At 73.7% G+C, this 20,380-nt stretch carries 18 protein-coding genes; 10 read left to right on the top strand and 8 right to left on the bottom strand.

Annotated features, from left to right (window positions below; genetic code table 11):
* The first annotated feature begins 14 nt into the window (after positions 1-14).
* The 10 genes from ACI79K_RS16250 to galK all read left to right on the top strand — a co-directional run bounded on the left by ACI79K_RS16250 (position 15) and on the right by galK (position 10,163).
* Positions 15-752 (top strand): PhzF family phenazine biosynthesis protein, encoded by a 738-nt coding sequence (locus ACI79K_RS16250; RefSeq protein WP_456600206.1) that lies wholly within the window; start codon positions 15-17, stop codon positions 750-752.
* A gap of 116 nt (positions 753-868) precedes the next feature.
* Entirely contained in the window at positions 869-1,270 is a 402-nt protein-coding gene (locus tag ACI79K_RS16245) for an SDR family NAD(P)-dependent oxidoreductase (RefSeq protein ID WP_456588253.1), read from the top strand.
* 52 nt (positions 1,271-1,322) lie between these two features.
* On the top strand, positions 1,323-1,877 hold the full coding sequence (locus ACI79K_RS16240) for a quercetin 2,3-dioxygenase (RefSeq protein ID WP_456588254.1): 555 nt from the start codon (positions 1,323-1,325) through the stop codon (positions 1,875-1,877).
* Between the two features lie 86 nt (positions 1,878-1,963).
* The gene (locus ACI79K_RS16235; protein ID WP_456588255.1) at positions 1,964-2,893 is read left to right on the top strand and encodes an alpha/beta hydrolase fold domain-containing protein; all 930 of its coding nucleotides are present in this window, start codon (positions 1,964-1,966) and stop codon (positions 2,891-2,893) included.
* Entirely contained in the window at positions 2,890-3,741 is an 852-nt protein-coding gene (locus tag ACI79K_RS16230; protein WP_456600205.1) for a fumarylacetoacetate hydrolase family protein, read from the top strand. The genes ACI79K_RS16235 and ACI79K_RS16230 overlap by 4 nt, the downstream gene beginning before the upstream one ends.
* The gene (locus tag ACI79K_RS16225; RefSeq protein WP_456600204.1) at positions 3,738-4,991 is read left to right on the top strand and encodes a DUF3500 domain-containing protein; all 1,254 of its coding nucleotides are present in this window, start codon (positions 3,738-3,740) and stop codon (positions 4,989-4,991) included. Before ACI79K_RS16230 ends, ACI79K_RS16225 begins: the two co-directional genes overlap by 4 nt.
* 175 nt (positions 4,992-5,166) lie before the next feature.
* The gene (locus ACI79K_RS16220) at positions 5,167-6,822 is read left to right on the top strand and encodes an FAD-dependent monooxygenase (protein WP_456600203.1); all 1,656 of its coding nucleotides are present in this window, start codon (positions 5,167-5,169) and stop codon (positions 6,820-6,822) included.
* The gene (locus ACI79K_RS16215) at positions 6,819-8,000 is read left to right on the top strand and encodes a glycoside hydrolase family 1 protein (RefSeq protein ID WP_456600202.1); all 1,182 of its coding nucleotides are present in this window, start codon (positions 6,819-6,821) and stop codon (positions 7,998-8,000) included. Before ACI79K_RS16220 ends, ACI79K_RS16215 begins: the two co-directional genes overlap by 4 nt.
* 4 nt (positions 8,001-8,004) lie before the next feature.
* A complete protein-coding gene (locus ACI79K_RS16210) occupies positions 8,005-9,015 on the top strand; it encodes a UDP-glucose--hexose-1-phosphate uridylyltransferase (protein ID WP_456588260.1) in 1,011 nt (336 codons plus the stop codon).
* On the top strand, positions 9,012-10,163 hold the full coding sequence (gene galK, locus ACI79K_RS16205; RefSeq protein ID WP_456600201.1) for a galactokinase: 1,152 nt from the start codon (positions 9,012-9,014) through the stop codon (positions 10,161-10,163). Before ACI79K_RS16210 ends, galK begins: the two co-directional genes overlap by 4 nt.
* 67 nt (positions 10,164-10,230) lie before the next feature.
* Here galK and ACI79K_RS16200 read toward each other — a convergent pair whose 3' ends face one another.
* The 8 genes from ACI79K_RS16200 to ACI79K_RS16165 all read right to left on the bottom strand — a co-directional run bounded on the left by ACI79K_RS16200 (position 10,231) and on the right by ACI79K_RS16165 (position 20,300).
* Entirely contained in the window at positions 10,231-11,709 is a 1,479-nt protein-coding gene (locus ACI79K_RS16200) for a rhamnulokinase (protein WP_456600200.1), read from the bottom strand.
* Entirely contained in the window at positions 11,709-13,745 is a 2,037-nt protein-coding gene (locus tag ACI79K_RS16195) for a bifunctional aldolase/short-chain dehydrogenase (RefSeq protein WP_456600199.1), read from the bottom strand. The genes ACI79K_RS16200 and ACI79K_RS16195 overlap by 1 nt, the downstream gene beginning before the upstream one ends.
* Positions 13,746-13,846: 101 nt before the next feature.
* Positions 13,847-15,016 carry an L-rhamnose isomerase gene (rhaI, locus tag ACI79K_RS16190; RefSeq protein WP_456600198.1) on the bottom strand — a complete coding sequence of 390 codons (1,170 nt, stop codon included), beginning with the start codon at positions 15,014-15,016 and terminating at the stop codon, positions 13,847-13,849.
* A complete protein-coding gene (locus ACI79K_RS16185) occupies positions 15,013-15,384 on the bottom strand; it encodes an L-rhamnose mutarotase (protein ID WP_456588265.1) in 372 nt (123 codons plus the stop codon). Before ACI79K_RS16185 ends, rhaI begins: the two co-directional genes overlap by 4 nt.
* A 91-nt stretch (positions 15,385-15,475) precedes the next feature.
* Positions 15,476-16,564, bottom strand: a complete 1,089-nt coding sequence (gene rhaS, locus ACI79K_RS16180; protein WP_456595513.1) for a rhamnose ABC transporter substrate-binding protein — start codon at positions 16,562-16,564, stop codon at positions 15,476-15,478.
* A gap of 88 nt (positions 16,565-16,652) precedes the next feature.
* Positions 16,653-17,684, bottom strand: coding sequence for an ABC transporter permease (locus ACI79K_RS16175; protein WP_456600197.1), 1,032 nt, complete (start codon positions 17,682-17,684; stop codon positions 16,653-16,655).
* Positions 17,674-18,738 (bottom strand): ABC transporter permease, encoded by a 1,065-nt coding sequence (locus ACI79K_RS16170; protein WP_456600196.1) that lies wholly within the window; start codon positions 18,736-18,738, stop codon positions 17,674-17,676. The genes ACI79K_RS16175 and ACI79K_RS16170 overlap by 11 nt, the downstream gene beginning before the upstream one ends.
* The gene (locus ACI79K_RS16165) at positions 18,735-20,300 is read right to left on the bottom strand and encodes a sugar ABC transporter ATP-binding protein (RefSeq protein ID WP_456600195.1); all 1,566 of its coding nucleotides are present in this window, start codon (positions 20,298-20,300) and stop codon (positions 18,735-18,737) included. Before ACI79K_RS16165 ends, ACI79K_RS16170 begins: the two co-directional genes overlap by 4 nt.
* Positions 20,301-20,380 lie beyond the last annotated feature (80 nt).

The following is a 20,380-nucleotide window of genomic DNA, read 5'->3' as shown; positions in this document are numbered from 1 at the left end:
GACTGGAGCCGCCCGTGCCCAACAGCACCGCCTTCGCCATCGTCGACGCGTTCACCACCGAACGCCCGTTCTCGGGCAACCCGGCCGGTGTGCTGCTGCTCGACGAGTTCCCCGATCCCGGCTGGATGCAAGGCGTGGCGAACGAGCTGGCACAAGCAGAGACCGCGTTCCTCGCCCCCGGCGAGCACGGCGCGTTCCGGCTGCGCTGGTTCACCCCGGTGGCCGAGGTCGCGCTGTGCGGGCACGCCACGCTGGCCAGCGCCCACTGGCTCTGGGAGTCCGGCGCCCTGCAGCAGGAGGCGGTCACCTTCACGACCCGAAGCGGGCAGCTCACCGCCGCGCGTGCCGACGACCGGATCGTGCTCGACTTCCCCGCGGTCCCCGCCACGCAGGTGACGCCGTCCCCAGAGCTCCTGGCCGCCCTCGCAGGCCCGATCCCCGTGTGGGCGGGAGTCACCGACCATCCCGATGCCGGTGAGCGCAACATGCTCGCCGTCCTCGAGTCGGAAGACGCCGTACGCGGCCTCACTCCCGATCTGCAGGCGGTGATGCGCTTGCCGGTCGGCGGCCTGATCGTCACCGCCCGGCGTCGGGCCGGCGGAGTCGTGTCGCGCTACTTCGCCCCCGCCTACGGGATCCCGGAGGACCCGGTGACCGGGTCAGCCCACTGCACGATCGGCCCCTACTGGCGTGCCGCGCACTCGGGACCACGCTGTCCGCCGAGCAGGCGTCCCCGCGCGGAGGAGAACTGACCGTCACCACCACCGACACCGAACGGGCCGTTCTCACGGGAAGGGCGCGCACAGCAGCCACCGGATCCCTGCACTGACTGTGAGCATGGCGGGGCCAGTCCGCTTCTGATGGGCTGGTGGCCGGCGACGGCGGGTGTGACCCATGCACTGACTGGCTTCGTGCCTTCTTCGCCTACGCGTCGTCCAAGGCGGGCATGCACGGCCTCGGGCGCACCGTCGCCGCCGCCTACGCCGGCAGGGGGATCCGGGTCAACACGGCGATCCCGCCTTACACGGAGACGGGACTCGTGTCAGCCATCGCCGAGGACCTGGCCGCCCGCGCCGCGATCGTCGGCCGGATCCCCATGCGTCGCGCCGGCACGCCCGCCGACCTGGAGGGCGTCTACGTGTTCCTCGCCGGCGACGAGTCCGCGTTCGTGACCGGCGGCGCGTTCGCCGTCGACAGCGGCATGACGACTTGTAGCGATGCGTCGGCGGACGAGCGTTCCGCTCAATGGCAGAGGCGTGTGTCTGGGTGACGCCGGTCACCGATGCTCGTCGGGTCACCGTCGACCTCAGCCGGGAGTAGCCATGAGCTTCGAGTACCTGATCGATCCGTCCACGGGCCCGCAGTGGAAGGGCCAGCTCCCCGGCAAGCCGGTGCCCTACGTCCTCCGCAAGGGCGAGGGCGAGACCGCCATGCTCTTCCGCGACCTGTTCACCGTGCTCCTGTCGGGCGACGAGACCGAGAACCAGTTCGGGATCATCACCGCCGACTCCCCCGCCGGCGACGTCATCCCGACGCACTCGCACGACAAGACCCACGAGACGTTCTACGTCATCGAGGGCAAGGTGAAGCTCTTCTACGAGGACGCCGAGGGCCACAAGCAGTCCTCCCTGCTCGCCCCCGGGGACTTCGGCTACGTGCCGGCCGGCTTCGCGCACGCATACCAGATCGTCGAGGACGCCCGGATGATGGGCACGCTCTCCGGCGGTTTCGAGCGGTTCTTCCAGCACATGGGCACGCCCACCGACCACGCCACCAAGGACCAGCCGCCCTTCATCCCGGACTTCCCGCGCATGCAGGCGGCGGCGCAGCAGCACAACATGCAGTTCATGCCGGACTACACCTGGCCCGAGGCCTGACGCGACGCCGGTCGCGCCGCCCCGAACCCGCTGACGCCCCACCGGGCGCGGTCCACGGGACCGCGCCCGGTCCCGTGAGGAGAGCCGTGCCCCCGCCCGCCCTGCCGCTCCCACCCGCGGCCCACGAGCTGCCCCTGCCCCCGCCCCGCCCGGGGCCCGGCGGCACCCGCGTCCTCCTCGGCGTCCCCTACGCGGCCCTGCCCGGGGCCCGCCCGCTGGAGCTGGACCTGTACCTGCCGGCCGGCACGACCCGCGCGCCGGTGGTCGTCTTCCTGCACGGTGGCGGCTGGCGGCTGGGCAGCCGGCACACCGCCGGCCCGATGTACCCGAACACCTCGCCGACGCCGTTCGAACGGGTCGCCCTGGCCGGGATCGCCGTCGCCAGCATCGACTACCGGCTCTCCGGCGAAGCCACGTTCCCCGCCCAGGTGCACGACGCGAAGGCCGCCGTCCGCTGGCTGCGCGCCCGGGCCGACGAGCTCGGGGTCGACGGCGGCCGGATCGCTGCCTGGGGCGAGTCGGCCGGCGGGCACCTCGCCGAGCTGCTCGGGCTGGTCACCGACGCGGGCCTCGAGGGAGACGTCGGCGTGACGGGCCCGTCCAGCGAGGTCACGGCCGTGGCCGCCTGGTACGCCCCCAGCGATGTCGCCGCGGTCGCCACGGACACCGGCGCCGACCCGCTGGACGGGGGCACGCGTGAGTCCCAGCTGCTGGGGGCCGCGGCACCGAACGTGCCGCAGCTGGCGGCCGCGGCGAGCCCGGTCAACCACGTCTCCCCCGCCGCGCCGCCGTTCCTGCTGCTGCACGGCAGCGCCGACCGCTTCGTCCCGCCCGTGCAGAGCGAGCGGATGGCCGCCGCCCTGCAGGGCGCGGGCGCCGACGTCGAGCTGCACCTGCTCGACGGCGCCGACCACATGTGGCTGGGCGCGCCGAACGCCGCCGCCCTCGCCCTGGACCTGACCACCGGCTGGCTGCAGGAGCACCTCGCCGCCGGCAACGACGAGGAGGACCGATGAGGATCGTGGGCATCCGCCGCCACGGCGGACCCGTGGAGGTGGCGTCGCTGTCCGGCGACGGCACGCAGGTGACCGTCGTCGCCGGCCTGGAGGAGTTCTGGGCCGACGCCCCCGGCCACCTCTCCCGGGTGGCCGGCGGGGACACGGTGCCGGTCGCCGACGTGCAGCTCGTACCGCCGGTGCTGCCCGGCGCGCGAGTGGTCTGCATCGGGCTGAACTACCTCAAGCACGTCGCCGAGGGCTCCTTCCGCGACCAGGAGATCCCGCCGTACCCGACGCTCTTCGCCCGGTGGACGCAGTCATTGACGGTCGGCGGCGCGGAGGTGCCGGTGCCGGCCGACGAGGACGGCCTGGACTGGGAGGGGGAGGTGATGGCGTACGTGGGCGCCCCCCTGGTCGACGCCACCCCGGACGAGGCGCTGGCCGCCGTCGTCGGCTACTCGACCTTCAACGACCTGACCTCGCGGCGGGCGCAGAAGCTCACCAGCCAGTGGATCCTCGGCAAGAACGGGGACAGCTCCGGCCCGCTCGGCCCGATGGTCCCCGCCGCGGAGGTCGGCGACCTGCGCGACGGGCTGCGGGTCCGCACGCGGGTCAACGGCGAGACCGTCCAGGACGGGCGCACCGACGAGATGGTCTACACCGTCGGGGACACCTTGGCGCACGTCTCCCGCACGTTCACCCTGCGCCCGGGCGACCTGCTGGCCACCGGCACGCCGTCGGGCGTCGGCTACGCCCGCACGCCTCCCTGGCTGCTGCAGCCCGGCGACGTCGTCGAGGTGGAGATCGATCGGCTCGGCGTCCTGCGCAACACGGTCGTCGGCAACGAGGCCCGGAGCGCCCGGTGAGCGGCGAGTTCCGGCAGTACCTCTTCCCCCACGACCACCCGCGGCTGGCCGAGGTCCGGGGCATGGACCCGTACGCCTACCGCGAGCACGCCCGGACGCCCGGCACCTTCACCGGGGGCCTGGTCGAGGGGTGGACGCCGCTCTACCGCACCGAGTTCCGCGGCGTCACCGAGGACGGCACGCTCCGCGAGGGGCTGTACCCCTTCGAGCCCGCCCGCCCGGGCGAGGAGGCACCGGTCGAGGCGATGGTCGCCGCCGCGCACGACCTGCTCGCGGTCCTGGACGACGAGGGCCGGGAGCGGCTCTGCTTCGACGCCGACGCCGTCGAGTGGCAGACCTGGGCCAACCCCGAGTTCATGCAGTTCGACACCGGGCTCCGGCTGGACCTGCAGCCCGACGTCGTGCGCGAGAGGGCGTTGGCCCTCATGCGCGCCTCCCTCTCCCCCGAGGGCTACGAGCTCGCGCACGCGATGATGCTGATCAACGGGTTCCTCGGCGAGGTCGTCGACCTCGAGACGGTCCTCAACGAGTTCAGCTACAACGTCGCCCTCTACGGGACGCCGGACCTGCGGGCGCCGTGGGGCTGGCAGCTGTTCGGCCACCACTGCGCGGTCAACTGCCTGGTGGTCGAGGGCCGCATGGTCGTCTCGCCGGTGTTCCTCGGCGCCGAGCCGGACGAGATCGACGAGGGCCCGCGCGCCGGGTTGGCCGACGTGTTCTCCGACCGGATAGCGCTCGGCACCGAGCTGATGGCGGCGCTGGATCCCGAGCAGCGCCGCGCGGCCACCGTCTACGAGCAGATGGTCGACCCGGCGATGCCACCCGGGCGGGTGCACCCCGGCGACGAACGGCACCTGGCGGGCGCCTTCCAGGACAACCGGGTCATCCCGTTCGAGGGCATCCGCGTCGCCGACCTGCCGGCCGCGGCGCAGGAGACCGCGCTGCGGATCGCCGAGTCGTTCGTGCGGCTGCTGCCCGAGGGCCCCCGTGCCGCTCGCCTGCGCGAGGTCGAGCAGCACCTCGGTGAGACGTGGTTCAGCTGGATCGGGGGCTGGCAGCCCGGTGACGTCTTCTACTACCGGCTCCAGTCGCCGGTGCTGATCGCGGAACTGGACCACCACTGCGGCGTCTTCCTGGACTACGACACCCCGAAGCCGTTCCACATCCACACCGTGCTGCGCACGCCGCACGGCAACGACTACGGCCGTGCGTGGGTCCGGCAGTGGCAGGAGCGGAACCCCCCGGCCTGAGACGCGGACGGGGAGGTTCCGCTCTGCCGGCCAATGGCAACGGACTACATCGGCGTGATCCCTGCCACCGATCCTGGACCCGGCGCGCGAAGGTCCCCGCCCGCAGGACCGCCGCCTCCCCGCCCCCTCGCTCGTCCACCCGCCCACGCGGGTGGTGCCCCCGACAGGAGTCCTCATGACCACCGTGCCCGCCCGCGTCCCGGTGCTGATCGTCGGCGGCGGCCCCAGCGGCCTCGCGGCGGCGATCGAGCTCGGTCGCCGCGGCGTCGAGGTGCTCGTCGTCGAGCCGCGCACCGAGCTGGACCCGCTGCGCCCCCGCGCGAAGACGACCAGCGTCCGGACCATGGAGCACCTGCGCCGCTGGGGCATCGCCGACCGGCTGCGGGCCGCCGCCCCGCTGCCGGTCTCCTACGCGCAGGACGTCGTCTTCGTCACCGGTCTGTTCGGCTCGGAGATCACCCGTTTCCCGAACGCCTTCGGCCTGTGGTGCCGGCCGCAGGAGGTCGCCGCCGAGGCCGGGCAGCAGGCGCCGCAGTCGCTGGTCGAGCAGGTCCTCCGCGAGGCGGCCGCCGAGCTGCCGAGCGTCACCCTCCTGGTGGGCTGGCGGGCGGCCGCGGTCCTCGACGGGCCCGTCGAGGCGCAGGCGGTGCTCGAGGACCCCACCGGCGTGCCGCACCGGGTCACCGCCGATTACCTGCTGGGCTGCGACGGCAGCGGCGGGATCACCCGCGCCGCGATCGGCGCCCGGTACGAGGGCTCCTCCGGCACGCTGCCCAACCTGAGCATCACCTTCCGCAGCCGGGCCCTCGAGGAGCGCGAGCTGTGCGCCCTGGGTGTGCACTACTGGGTCATCGGCGCCGAGCGCGGCGGTCTCATGGGCCGGCTGGACCTCGACGGCACCTGGTGGGCGATCGTGCAGGGCGTCGACACCCGCACCGAGGGCGTCGACCCGGTCGCGCTCGTGCGGACCCTCGTCGGCGCCGACGTGGACGTCGAGGTGCTGGCCACCGACCCGTGGTCGGCGCGGATGCTCCTGGTGGACCGGTACCGCGGCGAGCGGGTCTTCCTCGTCGGCGATGCCGCCCACCTCAACCCGCCGTGGGGCGGGCACGGCTTCAACACCTGCGTCGGCGACGCGGTCAACCTCGGCTGGAAGCTCGCCGCCGTCCTGCAGGGCTGGGCGCCCGCGTCGCTCCTGGACAGCTACGAGGTGGAGCGGCGGCCGGTGGCCCACCGGACGATCGGCGCGGCCGGCGCGCAGGAGTCGTTCCTGGCGCCCTCGTTCGCCGAGGCCGACCTCGACGACCCCGGGACCGCGGGGCAGCTGCTGCGCAGCGACCTCGCCCGCCGGCTGCAGGTGAAGGACGGCGAGTTCCACAGCCTGGGCCTCGTGCTCGGCTACGACTACGCCGGCTCCCCGGTCGTCGTCCCCGACGGCGCCCCCGTGCCGGGACCTGAACTCGGCACCTACAGCCCATCGGCCCACGCCGGGGCCCGGTTGCCGCACACCTGGCTGCCCGACGGCACATCGGTCTACGACCTGCTCGGCGACGGCTTCGCCCTCCTCCGGCTCGCCGGCGGCGGCGCCGCGGCGGACCTGACCGCGGCGGCGGAGCGGCTGCGGATCCCGCTGCGCACCGTCGACCTGACCCACCTGCCGGAGCTACGCCCGCGGTACTCCGCCGACCTGGTGCTCGTGCGGCCCGACCAGCACGTCGCCTGGCGCGGGGACCGGATCACGGACCCCGAGCACCTGCTGCACGTCGTCGTCGGGGACGACGGCCGCACCCCCCTTCCCGTCCCGTCCGCGCTCGAGGAGCTCGCCCGATGACCGGTCCCTTCCCTGATGGCTTCCTCTGGGGCGCCGCCACCGCCGCCCACCAGGTCGAGGGCGGCAACGTCAACAACGACCACTGGGAGCTCGAGCACGCCGAGCACTCCCCCTTCGCCGAGCCGAGCGGCGACGCCTGCGACTCCTGGCACCGGTGGCCCGAGGACCTCGACCTCGTGGCCGGCGCCGGCCTGAACACCTACCGGTTCAGCCTCGAGTGGAGCCGCATCGAGCCGGCCGAGGGCGAGTTCTCCCGGGCGAACCTGGACCACTACCGGCGGATCCTCGACGGCTGCCGCGACCGCGGGCTCACCCCGATCGTCACGCTCGTCCACTTCACGATGCCCCGGTGGCTGCTGCACGACGGCGGCTGGACCGGCGCCCGGACCGGCGACCGCATCGCGCGGTTCACCGAGTACGTGGCCCCGGCCCTGCGCGACGCCAGCTACGTCGCCACGCTCAACGAGCCCAACCTGATGGCGGCCCAGCCGGTGATGGGTGCGATGGCGCGCCGCGGCGAGCCGATCAAGGGCCTCCCCCGACCCGACCAGGGCGTCGCCGAGGCCCTGCTGGAGCTGCACCGCCGCAGCATGGAGGTCCTCCGCGGTGCCGGCTCCCCACCGGCCGGCATGACGCTGGTCGGCCGGGAGCACATCGCCGAGGACGGCGGCGAGGAGCGGATGCAGGAGGACCGCGCGGCCTTCGAGGACCAGTTCTTCGCCGCGGCCGCGGACGACGACTGGCTGGGCCTGCAGATCTACACCTGCGCGCGGTTCGGCCCGGACGGCCTGATCGCCCCCGCTCCGGAGCTGCAGACCCTCGCTCACGGCATGGAGCGCCGGCCGCAGGCGCTGGGGGCCGCCGTGCGGCGGGCCGCCGAGGTGCTGCCGGACACACCGCTGCTGGTCACCGAGAACGGCATCGCCACCGCGGACGACGACGACCGCATCGCCTTCACCGACGAGGCGCTGCGCAGACTGGCCGCGGCGATCGCCGACGGCGCCGACGTGCGGGGCTACGTGCACTGGAGCCTGCTGGACAACTTCGAGTGGATGCTCGGCTACCGGCCCACCTTCGGCCTGGTCGCCGTCGACCGGGAGACATTCGCCCGCAGCCCCAAGCCGAGCCTCGCCTGGCTGGGCGGCGTCGCCGGCCGCAACGGCCTTCCTGCATCCTGACCTGGTGTTCAACTCGACGCACCGACGGCGCAACCCGCTCACCGGCGAGTGGGTCCTCGTCTCCCCGCACCGGACCGCGCGTCCCTGGCAGGGGCAGGTCGAGGACCCGGCGGTGCCCCGGCTGCCCGCCTACGACCCCGGCTGCTACCTCTGCCCGGGCAACGAGCGGGCCGGCGGGCAGCGCACCCCGCGGTACGACGGCACCTTCGTCTTCGACAACGACTTCGCGGCGCTGACCCCGGACGTGCCGGCCGCGGCCACGGACCGATCCGGCCTGCTGGTCGCCGAGAGCGAGCGCGGCGTCTGCCGGGTGGTCTGCTACTCGCCCCGGCACGACCTCGCGCTCGGGCAGCTGCCGGAGGACCAGATTCGCGGGGTGGTGGACACCTGGGCCGACCAGTACACCCAGCTCGGCGGGCTGGACTGGGTCAGCTGGGTGCAGGTGTTCGAGAACCGCGGCGCGGCCATGGGCGCCAGCAACCCCCACCCGCACGGCCAGATCTGGGCGCAGGAACGGCTGCCCACCGAGGCGGTGCGCGAGCTCGCCACCCAGCAGGCCGCCGCCGAGGCGGGGAGCTGCCTGCTCTGCGAGTACCTGGCCGTCGAGGAGGCCGACGGCGAACGCGTCGTCTTCCGCGACGAGCACGTCACCGTGCTGGTCCCCTTCTGGGCGGTCTGGCCGTTCGAGACCCTCGTGCTGCCGCGCGCCCACTGCGGCGCGGTGCCCGACCTCGATGGCGCCCGGCGGGACGCGCTGGCCGGCGCGCTGGGCCGGCTCGCCCGCTGCTACGACGGGCTCTTCGGGGTGCCCTTCCCGTACACGATGGGCCTGCACCAGCGCCCCACCGACGGGCGCGAGCACCCGGGCTGGCACCTGCACGGGCACTTCTACCCGCCGCTGCTGCGCTCGGCGACGGTGCGCAAGTTCATGGTCGGTTACGAGATGCTCGCGCAGCCGCAGCGCGATCTCACCCCCGAGAGCGCGGCCGCCCGGCTGCGGGAGGTGACCGCGTGACCGGCGTCGCGGCTCGCGAGACCTTCGCCCGGACCGTAGGTGGCGAGCCCGATCTCGTCGTCCGCTCCCCCGGGCGGGTCAACCTGATCGGCGAGCACACCGACTACAACGACGGCTTCGTGCTCCCGGCCGCCCTGGACCGGGGCACGGTCGTCGCGGCCCGCCGGCGGTCCGACGGCCGGCTGCGGACGACCGCCGTGCGCATGGGCGGGAACGACGACCGGGCGGTGGCCGACCTGCGGCCGCAGGAGGGCGCCGGCTGGTCCCGCTACGTGGCCGGGGCCGCGGCCGTGCTCCAGGACGAGGGGCACCAGCTGACGGGCGCGGACCTGGTGATCGACAGCGATCTGCCGATCGGGGCCGGCCTCTCCTCGTCCGCGTCGCTGGAGCTCGGCGTGATGGTCGCGCTGCTGGCGCTGACCGGGGACGCGCTCCCGCCGGAGACGCTGGCCCGCCTCGGCCAGCGGGTGGAGAACGAGGTCATCGGCGTGCGCACCGGCATCATGGACCAGCTCGCGATCGCCGGCGGCGTCGCCGGGCACGCGGTGCTCGTCGACTGCCGCAGCCTCGCCACCGAGGCGGTCCCCGTGCCGGCCGGGACGGCGATCCTCGTCCTCGACAGCGCCGTTCCGCGCACCCTGGCCGGGTCCGCGTACAACGACCGGCGGGCCGAGTGCGAGGCCGCGGTCGCCACGCTGCGCGTGGTCGAACCCGGTCTGCGGGCCCTGCGCGACGTCTCCCCCGACCTGCTGGCCGAGCACGCGCACCTCCTCGACGACGTGCAGCTGCGCCGGGCGCGGCACGTCGTCGGGGAGAACGCCCGGGTGCTCGCCGCCGCCGACGCGCTCCGGCGCGGGGACGCGCCCGCCTTCGGGGAGCTGATGGACCGGTCGCACGCCTCGCTGCGCGACGACTACGAGGTGAGCGTCCCGGAGCTGGACGCACTGGTCGGCATCGCCCGCGGCACGGCAGGCGTGCTCGGGGCGCGGCTGACCGGGGCCGGCTTCGGGGGGTGCGCGGTGGCGCTGGTGGAGCGCGACTCCGCGGCAGCGGCGGCCGCGGCGATCACCGCGGCCTACCGATCGGCGACGGGCCGGCCGGGAGAGGCGACGATCTGCACGCCGTCGGACGGCACCGGGGTGGTGTGACCGCGCGGGCGCTCCGAGGGGGTCCGGGCGGTCGGCCCCGCGTCCGGGAGCCGACCGCCCGAACTGATCAGCCCGAGCCGGAAACCGGGCCGATCCGCCGGTCCGCCGCCGCCCACGCGGCCGCCGCACCGGACGAGGGGAGGTACGTGCGCGTCTCCTGGGTGGCCCGGAGGAGCGCTCGCAACTCGGCGAGCCCTCCCTCGAGCACCCCGGCGGCACGGGCCTGGACCAGGGCGTTGCCCAGGGCCGCGGCCTCGACCGGGCCGGCGACCACCGGCAGGCCGCACGCGTCCGCGGTGAGCTGGCACAGCAACTCGTTGCGGGCGCCCCCGCCGACCAGGTGCACCACCTCGACGTCCCGGCCGGAGAGCTCCGCCGCCCGGCGGACGGTGCGCCGGTAGGCCAGCGCCAGGCTGTCGAGGATGCAGCGCACCGTCTCGGCCTGGCTCTGCGGTGGGGTCTGGCCGGTCTCCCGGCAGACCGCGGCGATGCGCGCCGGCATGTCCCCCGGCGGCAGGAACCGGGAGTCGTCGGGATCGACGACCGCGGTGAAGGCCGGCACCCGGGCCGCCGCGGCGAGCAGGTCGGCCAGGTCCGCGGGCAGGCCGGCGGCCGCCCAGGTGCGCACCGACTCCTGCAGCAGCCACAGCCCCATCACGTTGCGCAGGTAGCGCACCGTGCCGTCGACCCCGAGCTCGTTGGTGAACCCGGCCCGGCGGCTGTCCTCGGTGAGGACCGGAGCGTCCAGCTCGAGGCCGACCAGCGACCACGTGCCGCACGAGACGTAGGAGTACCGGTCGGACTCCGCAGGCACCCCGACCACCGCCGACGCCGTGTCGTGCGACCCGACCGCGGTCACCGGGACCGGCCCGGCCAGACCCGTCTCGGCGAGCACCTCGGCGGTCAGCTCCCCCAACCGCTCCCCCGGCTGCCGCAGCGGTGGCAGCAGCCCCCGGTCCAGACCGAGCCGGTCGACGACGTCCCACGCCCACTCCCGGGTCGTCGCGTCGAGCAACCCGGTGGTGGAGGCGTTGGTGACCTCCGCGCCCACCGCGCCGGTGAGCCAGTACGCCAGCAGGTCGGGGACCAGCAACGCCGTCCGGGCGGCGGCGAACTGCGCGCTCCCCCGGGCCGCGGCAAGCTGGAACACCGTGTTGAACGGCAGGTGCTGCAGGCCGTTGACCCGGTACAGCTCGTCGGGCGGGACGACCGCGTGCACGTCCGGCACCGCGGTGGCGTGCCGGCCGTCGCGGTAGTGCAGCGGGTTGCCCAGCAGCGCGCCGTCGGCGTCCAGCAGCCCGACGTCGACCGCCCAGCTGTCGATGCCGACCCCGTCCAGCCGGCCGGCGTCCCGGCCGGCCGCCCGCAACCCGTCGAGCACGCCGGCGTAGAGCCCGAGCACGTCCCAGTGCAGGGTGCCCGCCGTGCGCACCGGCCGGTTCGGGAAGCGGTGCACCTCGTGCAGGTCGAGCCGATCCGGGCGCACCGTCGCGGCCATCACCCGGCCGCTGGAGGCGCCGAGGTCGACGGACGCGAAGGCGGGCATCAGCGGAGGAAGGCGCCGGCGACGCCGGAGTCGACCGGGATGTGCAGCCCGGTGGTGCGGGTGAGCTCGCCACCGGTGAGCGCGAAGACGGCGTCGGCCACGTGGTCGGGCAGCACCTCGCGCTTGAGCAGCGTGCGCTGGGCGTAGAACTCGCCGAGCTCCTCCTCCTTGACCCCGTAGACGGCCGCGCGCTGCGCACCCCACCCACCGGCGAAGATGCCCGAGCCGCGCACGACCCCGTCGGGGTTGATGCCGTTGACCCGGATCTGGTGCGGCCCGAGCTCCGCCGCCAGCAGCCGCACCTGGTGCGCCTGGTCGGCCTTGGTGGCGCCGTAGGCGAGGTTGTTCGGGCCGGCGAACAGCGAGTTCTTGCTGGAGATGTAGACGACGTCGCCGCCCATGCCCTGCTCGATCATGATGCGCGCCGCCTCGCGGGAGACGAGGAAGCTGCCCTTGGCCATGACGTCGTGCTGCAGGTCCCAGTCGGCCTCGGTGGTCTCCAGCAACGGCTTGGAGATCGACAGCCCGGCGTTGTTGACCACCAGGTCGACGCCGCCGAACGCGAGGGAGGCCTCGCGGAAGGCGGTGGCCACGGCCTCGGCGTCGCTGACGTCGGCGGCCACGCCGAGCGCGACGTCGGACGAGCCGATCTCCTCCGCGGCGACCTGCGCCCTGGCGAGGTCCAGGTCGGCGACGACGACGCAGGCGCCCTCGCGGGCCAGCCGCTGGGCGATCGCCTTGCCGATGCCGCTGGCCGCGCCGGTGACCAGCGCCACCCGGGACGCCAGCGGCTTGGGCTTCGGCATGCGCTGGAGCTTGGCTTCCTCCAGCGACCAGTACTCGATGCGGAACTTCTCGCTCTCGTCGATCGGCGCGTAGCTGGAGACCGCCTCGGCGCCGCGCATCACGTTGATGGCGTTGACGTAGAACTCACCGGCCACCCGCGCGGTCTGCTTGTTGGCGCCGAAGCTGAACATGCCCACGCCCGGCACCAGCACGATCGCCGGGTCGGCGCCGCGCATGGCCGGGCTGTCCGGGGTGGCGTGCCGGGAGTAGTAGGCCGCGTACTCGGCGCGGTATTCCTCGTGCAGCTCCTTCAGCCGCGCGACGACGTCCTCCACCGGGGCGTCGGCCGGCAGGTCGACGACCATCGGGCGCACCTTGGTGCGCAGGAAGTGGTCCGGGCAGGAGGTGCCCAGCGCGGCGAGGGGGGCGAGCTTCTCGCGGGAGAGGAACTCCAGGACGACGTCGGAGTCGGTGAAGTGGCCGACCTGCGGCTTGTCGGTGGAGGCCAGTCCGCGGATCACCGGCGCGAGCGCGGCGGCCTTGGCGCGGCGCTGCTCCTGCGGCAGCGGCTCGAAGCCGGGGACGACGGCGCCGAACGGCTCGGCCTTCCCCTTCTCGGCGAGGAACGCCTCCGCAGTGCGGATGATCTCGAGGCTGTTGGCCTCGCACTCCTCGCTGGTGGCGCCCCACGCGGTGATGCCGTGCCCACCGAGGATGCAGCCGATCGCCTGCGGGTTCTTCTCCTTGATCGCGGCGATGTCCAGGCCGAGCTGGAAACCGGGCCGGCGCCACGGCACCCAGACCACGCGGTCGCCGAAGCACTCGCGGGTGAGCGCCTCGCCGTCGGCCGCCGTCGCCAGGGCGATGCCGGAGTCCGGGTGGAGGTGGTCGACGTGCGCGGCGTCGACGAGGCCGTGCATCGCGGTGTCGATCGACGGTGCGGCGCCACCGCGGCCGTGCAGGCAGAAGTCGAAGGCGTGGACCATCTCGTCCTCGCGGTCGACACCCGGGTAGACGTCGACGAGCGAGCGGAGCCGGTCCAGCCGGAGGACGGCGAGGCCGGCCTCCTTCAGGGTGCCCAGGTCGCCGCCGGAGCCCTTGACCCAGAGCAGCTCGACCGGCTGCCCGGTGACCGGGTCGGTCTCGCTGCCCTTGGCGGAGGTGTTGCCGCCGGCGTAGTTGGTGTTGCGCGGATCGGCGCCCAGCCGGTTGCTGCGCTCGATGAGGTCACTGACCACGGGGTTGCTCACGTTCGGGAGTCCTCTCTTGATGGCGTTTCGTGCCCAGCCGTGGCCCCCTGCAGGGCCCCGCCGCGAGCGGAGCGAGTGGCGGGGGGGCAGGGGGTCCTTTCTCAGGCGCCCCAGCCGGCCTGCTGGCCGCCGACGCGCTCGCGCTCGATGCGCTGCTGGTAGCCGCTGCGCGCATAGGCCGCGTAGGGGTCGGGGTCCAGGCCCTGGGACTCCCGCAGCTCGCCCAGCAGCGGGCGGACGTCGGTGCTGAACGCGTCCATGAGCACCGAGTGCGCGTCGAGCACCTCACCGGCCTGCTGCGCGGCCGCCAGGGCCTCGCGGTCGACCAGCAGCGCCTTCGCCGTCGCCTCCTGGACGTTCATCACCGAACGGATCTGCCCGGGGATCTTCTTCTCCAGGTTGTGGCACTGGTCGAGCATGAAGTTGACGCCGGACTCCGGGCGGAGCGCGTCGTTGCCGACGATCTCGTTCATGATCCGGAACAGCTGGAACGGGTCGGCCGAGCCGACGATGAGGTCGTCGTCGGCGTAGTTGCGGGAGTTGAAGTCGAAGGCGCCCAACCGCCCGGCCCGCAGCAGCTGCATGACGATGAACTCGATGTTGGTGCCCGGGGCGTGGTGCCCGGTGTCGAGGACGACCGTGGCCTGCTCCCCCAGCGCCAGGCAGTGCACCAGCGAGGTGCCCCAGTCGGGGATGTCCATCGCGTAGAAGTGCGGCTCGAAGAACTTGTACTCGAGCAGGATGCGGTGCTCCGGGTCGAGCATCGCGTAGATCTGCTGGAGGGAGTCGGCCAGCCGGTCCTGCCGGGAGCGGAGGTCGTCCTGGCCCGGGTAGTTGGTGCCGTCGGGCAGCCAGATCTTGAGGTCGGTGGAGCCGGTCTGGCGCATGACCTCGATGCACTGCGCGTGGTGCTCGACCGCGCGGCGGCGCACCGCCGGGTCGGCGTGGGTGAGCGAGCCCAGCTTGTACTCGTCGTCCTGGAACAGGTTCGAGTTGATCGCGCCGATCGTGACGCCGAGGTCGCGGGCGTGTGCGGCCAGCTTGCCGTAGTCGTCGACGAGGTCCCACGGGATGTGCAGCGAGACCCGCGGTGCCGCCCCCGTGTACCGGTGCACCTGGGCGGCGTCCTCGAGCTTTTCGTAGGGGTCGCGGGCGACGCCCGGCTGGCCGAACACCTTGAACCGGGTGCCGGAGTTGCCGAACGCCCAGGACGGGAGCTCGATGGTCTGGTCGGCCAGCGCCGCGAGGGCGCCGGTGCGGAGGTCGGTCACGGGCGTGCTCCGTTCGAGTGCGGGGGTGGTGCCTGCTCGAGCGCCGCGATCTGGGCGTCGAGGTCGAAGACGAGATCGAGCTGCTGCTTGGCGCGGCCGTCGCCGCCGGGCAGGTCGAAGAAGGGCGCCATCTCGGCCTCCCACCGGGCGCTCACGTCGGTGGCGTCCATGGCCGCTTGCGCGGCGGCGAGGTCGTCGGCGACCACGGTGCCGACGAGCAGGCCGTCGTCGCGCAGGAAGAGCTGGTAGTCGCGCCACCCGGCGTCCCGCAGCGCGTGCAGCATCTCCGGCCAGACGGCGGCGTGCCGCTCGCGGTACTCGGCCAGCCGGTCGGGCCGAACCTGGAGTGTGAAGCAGATGCGGGGCACGAGGAAGTTCCTCTCAGGTGTTCGGGCGCGGGCCGGGCCTGCCGCCGCCGACCGGACGACGGCCGGCGGCGGCAGGCGAGGTGCGATCGGCTCAGAAGTCGAACTCGCCGATGTTCTCGGCGTCGAAGACCGTGGGTTCGCCGAGGACGACGACCCCGCCCTCCTCGACGGTGTACTCGCCCAGCTCGCCGGCCTCGAAGGTCTCGCCCTCCTGGCCGGTGATCTGCCCGGCGGCGAGGGCCGCCCCGGCGTAGGCGGCCAGGTAGCCCAGCTCCTCGGGGTTCCAGAGCGCGAACGCCTGGACGGTGCCGTCCTCCACGTACTCGCGCATCTGGTTCGGCGTGCCGAGACCGGTCAGCGCGACCTCGCCCTTGTACTCGGAGCCGGACAGGTACCGCGCCGCCGCGGCGATGCCGACCGTGGTCGGCGAGATGATGGCGTCGAGGTCGGGGTGGGTCGCCAGCAGACCCTGGGTCTCCTGGAAGGACTTTTGGTCCTCGTCGTCGCCGTAGACGGTGGCCACGATCTCGATGCCGGGGTACTCCTCGGCGGCGTACTCCTTCATCATCTCGATCCACGCGTTCTGGTTCGTGGCGTTGGCCGTCGCCGACAGGAAGGCCACCTGGCCCTCGCCGCCGATCTGCTCGGCCACCAGGTCGATCTGGGTCTGCGCGATGCCCTCGGCCGTCGCCTGGTTGATGAACAGGTCACGGCACTCGGGGTCGGTGTCGGAGTCGAAGGTGACGACGGCGGCGCCGGCCGAGCGCGCCTGGTCGAGCGCGCCGCAGATCGCGTTCGGGTCGTTGGCCGAGGTCAGGATGACGTCGGCGCCCTGCTGGGTGAGCGTGTTGATGTAGCTCACCTGCGAGGAGGCGCTCGCCTCCGACGGACCGGTGACCGTGAGCTCGCCGTCGAACTCTGAGACGGCTGCCTCCGCGCCGTCGGCGGCGGTGTCGAAGTACGGGTTGTTGACCTGCTTGGGCAGGAAGGCGACGGCGAGGTCGGCGGGGATCTCGGCGTCCGGGTTCGCCTCGGCGGCCGCGCCGCCTCCGCCGCCGGTGGTCTCTTCGTCGCCGCGGGTGGTGCCGCCACAGGCGGCCGTCGCGAGGACGAGGGCGGCGACGGCGACACCCGTCACGCCGCCGCGCAGCGGCCGGCGGCCGGTCAGGAAGCTGGTCATTGGTTCCCTCTCTGGAGTGCGCCGGCGTGAGAGCGGCCGGGGTCGGTGGGTCGGACGGGCACCCGTCGGTGGGTGCACGGCGGTGGTGTCACGGGATCCGGCTCCGGGCAGCGGCACGCCGCCGGACCCATCCGATGACCTGGGGGGCGACCACGGCGGCGATGAGCAGCACGCCGGTCACGATGTTGAGGACGTCGGCCGGCACGCTGGCCAGGCGCAGGGCGTTGCGCACGGCACCGAGGAGGAGCGCGCCGGCGAGGATGCCGACCATCCCTCCCCGGCCGCCGAAGATCGACACCCCGCCCAGCAGGATGGCGGCGACGACCTGCAGCTCGAGCCCGGTGGCGTTGTCGGCGCGGGCGCTGCCGTAGCGGAGGGTCCAGTAGACCCCGCCCAGCGCGGCGATCACCCCGGTGACGACGAACAGCCAGAACTTGGTGCGGGCGACGTCGATGCCGCTGAAGCGGGCGGCGTCCTCGCTGTTGCCGATCGCGTACAGCGACCGCCCGATCGGGGTGGCGTGCAGCACGACGCCGAAGACGAGGACCAGGACCGCGAGGGGGACGGCCGCCACGGGGATCCCCGAGTCGCCGATCGTGCTGATCGCCCACGTGGTCCACGCCCGGGGGAAGTCGGCCACCGCCTGGTCACCGAGCACGACGAAGGCCAGCCCCCGGTAGAGGGCGAGGCTGCCGATGGTGACCGCCAGCGACGGCAGGCCCAGCCGGGTCACCAGCGCGCCGTTGACCGCCCCGAGCACGGCGCCCAGGAGCAGGCACAGCGGGACGATGAGCTCCAGCGGGAGGCCGGCGATCCACAGCTGGCCCATCACGGCCCCGGTGAGGCCGACCGTGCTGGCGACCGACAGGTCGATCTCGCCGGTGATGATGACCATCGTCAGCGGGAGCGCGATGAGCACGATGACGATCACGTCGAGCAGCAGGAAGCCGGTGTTGCGCGCGGTGGCGAAGCCCTCGACCGAGAGGGAGGCCAGCAGCACGAAGACGACGAGCACCAGGGTGATGACCCCGTCGCCGGTGCCCAGCAGCCGCATCCGGTCCGACAGCGTCCGCGGCGGCGCCTGGTCCTCGGCGGGCGGGGCGACGGTCTCAATGGCCACGGGAACTCCTCCTCCGCAGGCGCCCGGCCAGGCGCAGCGCGAGCACCCGGTCCAGCGCGATGGCGGCGATGATCAGGGCGCCGACGGCGGCGTTGCGCCAGAACGGGTCGATGCCGAGCTGCGGCAGGGCGGTGCCGATGGTGGTGAGGAGCAGGGCGCCGAGCGCCGCGCCGGCCACCGAGCCGCTCCCGCCGAAGATGGCCACGCCGCCGACGACGGCGGCGGCGACGACGGTCAGCTCGTATCCGGTGCCGGCGGTCGCGTCCAGCGTCTGGAAGCGGGCCGCGTACAGCACCCCGGCCAGCCCCGCGAGCGCCCCGTTGACCACGAACGCGCTGAGCACCCGCCGGCCGACCGGGATGCCGGACAACCGCGCGGCGTCCGGGTCCGAGCCGATGCCGTACATCTCCCGGCCGCTGCGGTAGCTCCGCAGGTAGTAGCCCACGACGAGCACCACCAGGACGGCGACGAGGAAGAGCACCGGGATGCCGAGCAGCCGGGCGGTCCCCAGGGACTTGAACCCGCTGGGCAGATCGGCGGCGTTGATCTGCAGCCGGCCGCTGGTGCTGGCCCACAGGGCGTCGATGCCGCGGAAGACGTAGAGGGTGCCCAGGGTGACCACGAGCGAGGGCACCTTCGCGACGGCGACGATCACCCCGTTGACGACGCCCGCGACGGCGCCGACCGCCATGCCGACGAGCACCGCCAGCAGTACCGGCGTGTCCGGCTGCGTCGCCAGCAGCGTCCCGGTCGCGTAGGCCGACAGGCCGAGCGTCGAGCCGACGGAGAGGTCGACGTTCCGGGTGATGATCACCATCGTCTGGCCGGCCGCCAGCACCGTCAGGATGGACGCCGACAGCAGCAGGTCGCGGATGTTCTGCTGGGAGAGGAACCGCGGCTGGACGACCACCGTCACGACGACGAGCAGCAGCAGCGCGGCGAGGATGCCGAACTCGCGGACGGCGAACAGCCGGTGCACCAGCGGGCTGCCGCCGGTGCCGCGGCCGGACGTCTCCTCCGGGGCGGCGGGAGGCCGGGTCACCGCCGTGCTCACGACGCCACCGCCGTGCGGGTCGCCTGGCCGGTGGCCGCGAGCATCACGTTGCTCTCGTCGGCCCGGGAGCGCGGGATGTCGTCGACCAGCCGCCCCTCGTGCATGACGAGGACGCGGTCAGCCATGCCCAGCACCTCGGGGAGCTCGCTGGAGACCATGACGACCGCCATCCCCTCCGCGGCGAGCTGCGACATCAGCCGGTGCACCTCCGCCTTGGTGCCGACGTCGATGCCCCGGGTCGGCTCGTCGACGATCAGCACCTTCGGCCCGGTGGAGAGCCACTTGGCCAGCACGACCTTCTGCTGGTTGCCGCCGGACAGGGTGGAGACGGGATCGCTGAGCCTGCCCGCCTTCACCTGCATCCGGCGGGTCCACTCCGCCGCGGCGTCCCGCTCGCGCCGGGCGGACAGCCAGCCCCGCCGGGACAGGGCCCACCGGCGGGTGAGCGTGGTGTTGCGCTCGACGGAGAGCTCCATGACCAGGCCCTGCTGACGGCGGTCCTCGGGCACCAGCGCGACGCCGGCGGCCATGGCCGCTGCGGGGCTGCCGCGGCGGAGCTCCTGGCCGGCGATGCGCACGGTGCCGGCGTCGTAGGGGTCGACGCCGAACACCGCGCGCACGACCTCGCTGCGGCCCGCCCCGACCAGGCCGGCCAGCGCGACGATCTCACCGGCGCGCACGTCGAAGGAGACGTCGCTGAAGACCCCGGCGCGGGTGAGTCCGCGGACCTCGAGCAGCACCTCGCCGGGCTCGACGTCCTGCTTGGGGAAGAGGGTGGCGACCTCGCGGCCCACCATCGCGTGCACGACCCGGTCGACGGTCAGCTCCGAGGTGCGGTCGGTGGAGACCCACTCGCCGTCGCGCATGACGGTGATCCGGTCGCAGAGTTCGAACACCTCGTCGAACCGGTGGGAGATGAACAGCACCGCGGCGCCGGCCTCCCGCAGGGCGCGGGCGACGGCGAACAGCCGCTCGACCTCGACGCCGGACAGCGCGGCGGTCGGCTCGTCCATGACCAGCACCCGCGCGTCGAACGACAGCGCCTTGGCGATCTCCACCATCTGCTGGTCGGCGATCGACAGGCCACGCGCGGGTCGGTCGGGGTCCAGGTCCACGCCGAGGCGGTCGAACAGCTCGCGGCACCGCGCGGCCATCGCCTTGCGGTCGATGCGCCGGCCGGCCGTCAGGGGCTGCCGGCCCATGAAGATGTTCTCCGCGACCGACAGGTCGGGGAAGAGCGTGGGCTCCTGGTAGATCACCGCGATGCCCGCGGCCCGTGCGGTCGCCGGGCTGTCCAGGCGCGCCGGTTCGCCGTCCAGGAGCACCCGTCCGCCGTCGGGGGCGTGCACCCCGGCGAGGATCTTCACCAGCGTCGACTTGCCCGCGCCGTTCTCACCGACCAGGGCGTGCGCCTCACCGGCGCGCAGCTCCAGCCGGGCGCCGCGGAGCGCGGCGACCGCCCCGAAGGACTTGCGCACGTCCTCCAGCGCGAGGACGACGTCGCCGGGCGCCGCCGGCTCCTTCGTGTGGTCCACAGTGACCGCCTCCGTGTCCGATGTCATCGCTGTGAATCGTTTCAGACGCGATGTGACGGCCACCATAGAAAGGTCCCGAATGTGTGTCAACCGCCACGCTCATGGCC

The sequence above is a fragment of the Blastococcus sp. SYSU DS0616 genome, from assembly GCF_054051015.1.
The sequence above is the reverse complement of the archived record's forward strand: the minus strand, read 5'-3'. Positions and strand labels throughout refer to the sequence as shown.